Annotated in this window: 5 protein-coding genes; 2 read left to right on the top strand and 3 right to left on the bottom strand. The window is 33.6% G+C overall.

The genetic code is table 11. From position 1 onward, the window contains the following. Positions 1 to 198: 198 nt before the first annotated feature. The 3 genes from KAOT1_RS06020 to KAOT1_RS06030 form a co-directional block, all read right to left on the bottom strand. On the bottom strand, positions 199 to 642 hold the full coding sequence (locus KAOT1_RS06020; protein ID WP_007093852.1) for a DUF4174 domain-containing protein: 444 nt from the start codon (positions 640 to 642) through the stop codon (positions 199 to 201). Positions 643 to 718: 76 nt separating this feature from the next. After that, complete coding sequence (locus KAOT1_RS21920) at positions 719 to 2833, bottom strand: endonuclease (protein ID WP_007093853.1); 2115 nt, start codon at positions 2831 to 2833, stop codon at positions 719 to 721. A 327-nt stretch (positions 2834 to 3160) separates the two neighbouring features. Continuing rightward, complete coding sequence (locus KAOT1_RS06030) at positions 3161 to 4384, bottom strand: peroxiredoxin family protein (protein ID WP_007093854.1); 1224 nt, start codon at positions 4382 to 4384, stop codon at positions 3161 to 3163. Between the two features lie 115 nt (positions 4385 to 4499). Between KAOT1_RS06030 and KAOT1_RS06035 the strand changes: the two genes are divergently transcribed. Together KAOT1_RS06035 and KAOT1_RS06040 are read left to right on the top strand one after the other, a co-directional pair. Next, positions 4500 to 4871, top strand: a complete 372-nt coding sequence (locus KAOT1_RS06035; protein ID WP_007093855.1) for a DUF2200 domain-containing protein — start codon at positions 4500 to 4502, stop codon at positions 4869 to 4871. 162 nt (positions 4872 to 5033) lie between these two features. Continuing rightward, a complete protein-coding gene (locus tag KAOT1_RS06040; RefSeq protein ID WP_007093856.1) occupies positions 5034 to 5972 on the top strand; it encodes a hypothetical protein in 939 nt (312 codons plus the stop codon). The last annotated feature ends 28 nt before the right edge of the window (positions 5973 to 6000 follow it).

Consider the following 6000-nt stretch of genomic DNA (forward strand, 5'->3'; position numbering starts at 1 on the left):
TTTTTAGTTTTTCTCTTATGGAAAAACTAAAACCGCATGAGTTTTTCTAAATTTTAGTTCACCATGCTCTATTTTCAGTTATGGAGTTCATGAATTAACATTTCTCCAAGGCTTCGAAAATTTTTAACAAAAAACTCCTGCTATACTGCGGAAAAGAAAAGTTTCAAACTAAAATTCTTACGTCGAACTCTCGTTATGTTAGTTTTTTTGCTGCTTTCTTCTGAGTTCGTTACTACGCATAGGCATAGCGTCTATTTTATTGAATAATGCTTTTTTGGTTAATACAGTGTTTTGTTGCAGTTTGATTCCGCCGTCTAAACCAATCAAAAGTATTTCAAAATCATCTTTCGAATTTAAGATTTTCTTTATCTTTTTAGATACTTTCCCTTTGTTATTGAGCTGACAGTTTTCGTAATTCATAAAAATGAAATCATCTTCGATAATGGTGTAAAGCACTAATTTTCGTTCAATCATTCCTTCTTGCGACATATTGATTTCTTTGAGTTGTGCTTGTGCTTCTTTAGAATTTACACTTGGCATTTTCACGATTAAGATTCTGTGTTCCCAACGGTGCTTTTTTAAATCTTGTGCGTTTATGTTTAAACAATAGATGATACTGATGATAAAAAGAGTTATTCGCATATCGTAAATTTAATCATTCGTAAGCAAAAAGCCCTGCAAAATTGCAAGGCTTTCTTCATATATTTTGATTGAACGTTTATTTCTTCATAAATTTCTTTGTCAAAATTTCGTCTCCATCGTTTACTTGTAATATGTACATTCCTGCTTTTAAGTTACTCACATTGAGTGTTTTGTTTTGTAAGTTTCCAACTTTTACTACTTGTCCAAATAAATTGTGGATTTTGTAAGAAGCATTTTCTGCAGCAAAAATCTTTATTTCTAATTGATTTACGACAGGATTGGGATAGATGGTAAAATCTTCATTAACAGCCAATTCGTCTTCTTCTGGGGAAACTGACAATAATGTAATGTCTGATGATTTGGTTGGCTCCGAGTTCATTCTCGCGGAAGCGTTGATAATACCCGTAATTTTCACCTGATCGATATAGATTTCATCTGCATTTGCCGAAGCATCACATTGAAATCTGAATTTGGCATTGCTTGTAAAGTTATAATTCGCGCTGCTCAACGTCACTTTTGAGCTGTAGAAGTTATTGTTTTGGAAATCTGTTCCACTTCTATACGCTCTCACCGTTTGCCAGCTAGAACCATTGTAGTAACGCAACCAGAAGTCTTCTCCGCTTTCCATACTGTATGCATAGAAATAGAATTCTACTTCTACTTCATCATACGCAGCAACATTTACATTATTTAATGTCATTGATGAGGCTGTTCCTGAGTTGTCACGAATACGTACAGAGTAGTTTCCTTCATACGATCTGCTTCCGCTATAACGGTAACAATCGCCGCCGCCATCAACCCAACCATCTAAGCCAGATTCAAAGAAACCTTCGTGTAATACAGTTGTACTTCCTGCTGTTGTTCCGCTTCCGCTTCCGCCACCATTAACTGAATGTGAACCTAAGTTTGAAGAAGTATCGGTAGCATATTCATCCCATTCTGCTTCTGTGTAGCTTGTATTCGGACTCGTGATGCTTGCTTTTCTACGCAAAGTTACATTTTGTGCAAAGTTAGAACTTCCGCCATTGAAATCTCCAATAATATCGATTAAGACATTGTTTTTGAATAATCCTACAGGATCGTTTCCATTAAAGGTAATAATTGCAGTTCCTGTAGTGGCATCTGCTTGATTTCTTATGGTAGAACTCGCAGAACTGTGCGCTATTACATATACATTTCCATTGCTTAGATTTCCTGACAAACTGTATGGCGAAGACCAACTTCCCGCACCATTGGTTTGTTTTTTAATTGTGTAGCTAGATAAGTTTACAGTACTTCCTGTGAAGTTGGCAATTTCCAATGCCTTGTTATTTGATGAACCTTCAATGTATTCTGAGAAAAATAAATCGTCTGTACTTCCGCCAGGATTTCCTCCGCCACCATCACCAGAATCGCCGCCACCATTTCCAAATTTGTCTTCTGCTTGTGGACCGCCCCAAATTTGAGTTGCAAATGCTGGATTGTCGATAAACGGATTTCTGTTTCCTTGAATGTTTGCTATGACATCATTACGAGAAGCTTCAAAGGTAGAAACTGGATCGTCTGCATTCCATTGTAAAAATAAATCAATCATATTGTTGTCAATACTTACTGAGCTTCCTGTTCCTACATTTATAGGTGAACAGCGATTTCCGTAACGTATGTACATGAACATAATCATACGTGCAACATCGCCTTTCCATTCGTCTCCAGGATACCAATCACCATTAGAGTTGATGAATCCTGCAGCTCCAGTTCCTGTTCCGAATTTACGGTTGTTACGAGTGGAATTTTGCTGAAAATCACACGGACGCAAATTGTGTGCGTCTGCTCCTGCTCCAGAAGTTCCCAAGTCTGGATTTGCCAATGATTTTGCAAATACGTGTTCTCTGTTCCAATCGCCTACGCTTCCGCCATTGTCATATTTTCCACGTGTTCTGTCGGTTTTTACATTTCCGTCATTGTCATTATGACCGTAAATTAAGATGACTTCGTTGCTGTTGTTTGGATTTACATCCGATTGTTGCAATGCGTTCCAAACGCCAGGCGTGTACGATAAGTAGGTTGTGTGTGTTGAAATCACTTTGGTTGCCAATTCGTCTTTTAAATCTGTTCCCGATTGAGATAGATTGACATCGTTGTAATACGATGGAATTTGTGCATACGCTGTGATGCTTACGGCTAAAAATAGCCAGAGTAAAAGTTTCTTCATGTGAGTTATTTTGGTTGTGTTTATTAGTTGTGAAACTATACGGCAAACATTCTAAAGCAACTAAACATAATTTTATATGCTCTCAAAAAAAAACGTCTTAATTCCGAACGGAAAGAAGACGTTTTGTCGGATATCTTTTGAGATATCATATATGTGAATTTTGATAGTTGTATCTGAAAATATTTTTGGCATGGTTTCTATTTCTACACACTAAAAATACTTCGTTTTAACAATTACATTCCTAATTTTATGTTAACAAATTGTTGACTTATTGTTTTAAATGCATTTTTACGTTTATACCTTACAAATCAATCATTTAAACCGTAATTATTCTTCGTTTTGAAGCGCTGAAATAAAGTTTTCAAAGTCTTTTTTGAAGTTGAGATACTTGTCGCCTGTGGCAGGTCCATTAAAACCTGTATGAATGCGTCGAACTTTTCCTTTTTTGTCTATAAAAATTGTCGTCGGATATGATAGTACATGATTTAACATCGGTAATTTTTCTTGCGCTTTTTTCTTGTCGGATGTTCCAAATTGTGCCAATAAGATTGGATATGGAATGTTTAATCGTTTTTGCAAACGCTGAATGCTGTTGAATGCTTTTTCTTTCGTTTTAACATATTCAAATGCTAGTGCGACAAACTTTACTTCAGGATTATTTTTTGCATAGTTGGCATAATACGTAGATTCATCCAAGCAGTTTGGACACCAAGTTCCCATAATTTGTACGATTCGTACTTTTCCTTGTAGATTTTCATCTGAAAGTGAAATCATTTTTCCGTTGCTGTCTGGGAATGAAAAATCAAATGTATCATATCCTTCTTTGAGATACGTTAATGTTTTAGCATCAGGTAATTCATAGTTTTCGTTGCGTTTTGCGATAAATGGTTCTTTCCAATGATTTCCCGATTGAAATTCGCCAATCATCGTACTGTCTGTGACCGTTGCTGTAAATAGAAATGCATGTGCGCCATCAAACGTAGAGACTTGTAATTGATTTCCATTAAGAGTTCCTTCTAGGTAGCGATAATCACCTGTAGTTGTTCGGAATGTTCCTGTGACGTTGTTTCCGTTCTGTTGAAAAATTCCTTTGGCAATATAACGATCGGCTTCTGTATTTGGACTAAACACGGTTTCCCAGTTCCCAGAAATATCCGCTACAGCGTCAGTGTTACCATTCGGAAAACGTTTCGTTTCGCCAAAAGTTGCGGAAAAAGGCACATATCTATCTAAGGAAACTTTGGCAAATTCTCCTGAAATCGTGTTTTCATCAGTAAATTTTCCTCGTAAAACACCTTCGTATACGTCCATTTTTATGATAATTGAATCGTCTTTGATGGTAATATCGCTCACAGGAATTCGTTCGGTAGCATTGTGAATTTCGATTCCATTTGAAGTTGTCGTGAAAATAAATGGTAATTCTTTTTCATCTTGTACTTGTAACGCTACAAGCCAAGAACCTTTTTTTAGACTGTAGGTTTCTTTTTTTGCTTTTTTTTCTCCACAGGAAATAAGTAGTATTCCTAGTAATAGTATATATATTTTTTGCATGCGACTGGTTTTATTACAGGTTAGTTCGGACAATTGTTCACAAATTACAATAATTTGTGTGATGATTTTGTATTGCAAAAGAATTCCATTAGTTTTAATTATAAAATTTTTAAAGATGAAAGTTACAGCTGAACACAATGAGCGTATTGCCAATATGAAGTTTTTTTCGGTATATCCGCATTATGTTACCAAAGTAGAAAAGAAAGGGCGAACTGTAGAAGAATTGCATGAAGTGATTACTTGGCTTACAGGATTTGATGATGAAAAGATTCAGGAAATGATTGATCGGAAAGTAACTTTTAAAACTTTTTTTGAAGAAGCCACGCTACATCCAAACGCGCCGCTTATTAAAGGTGTGATTTGTGGTTACAGAATTGAAGAAATTGATAACGAACTGACTCGAAAAACCCGCTATTTGGATAAGTTGATTGACGAACTTGCCAAAGGACGAAAAATGGAGAAGATTTTGAGAGTGCCAAAAAAATAGAATTGACAACTATATTTAATTTCTGGGTAGCACTATCTTGAATTCATTTAAATAATATTTTAGCTAATTTGAACAATACGTAAATAATTTAAACCAAAATTAACTTTGTGAAAGAAAAATCTTTAGTTATTTTTAGATGAAAATTTTTAACATAACAACTTTATGAAGTTCTTAAAATGGTTTAAATCAGAGCAAAAAAAGAAAGTAAATGACTTTATAGATTATGATACTAATTTTGAAAATATTAAGTTAACTCAAGATATTTGTGAATCTGTAATAAATAAAAAAATTCCTTCCTCAGAAAAATTTTATCTAAATGAATATTACATATCTGAAGGAGAATATTTCAGGGCAAATGAAATTTTATTCTGCTTAACTTCTAAAATACATGGTAGCGGTTTAATTAACATAAAGCTTCCTTTTAGTGGTAAATTAGAAAAAGTATATTTTAAGTTGTTTCAAACTATTTCATTTGATAGAATAATATTTTCTATTACTAGAATTGATGATAATATGATTGATGAAGCAATATTCAATCAAAGCAGAATTAAATTAGAAGATACAGTAGTTGTATTGCTTGAAGACGAATTTACCGACGAAAAAACAATTAAAGTAAATAAGGTAAGTTCTGAAGATACTCAGTATTTTAAATTATATTTAGATGAAACCTCCAATGCCAATGATTTTTTAGGGCTGACCTTAATAAATCATCAAGGCTTTGTGTATATTTCTTTTTATTCAAAAAATGAAGATATCACTCTTGCATTAGGAGATTCATTAATATTACTTTTTGAGGATAAAACTAAACTTAATTTCACTTTTAAGAATGCAGGAGAAGGTACAAGAGGAGATAGATTCAATCATGCTCCTATTGGTTTTGAAGAATTAAACACTTTTTTAACTAAGGATTTATTAAAAGTAAAATTAATTAGTAAGCGTAAAAATCTATATAGTATTTATCATATGGATCATTCGATAATTAAAAATAATGACTCTGATTCATCACAACAAACTCAATATTCTAACAAAAAAGAAGGTCAGTTTTTATTAAAATACATGACTGGTTGTTTCATTGAAATGAATCAAAAATATAAAATATGACTTTATTGTCTTTTTAATTAATCTTTGA

The sequence above is a fragment of the Kordia algicida OT-1 genome, assembly GCF_000154725.1.
GTDB lineage: Bacteria > Bacteroidota > Bacteroidia > Flavobacteriales > Flavobacteriaceae > Kordia > Kordia algicida.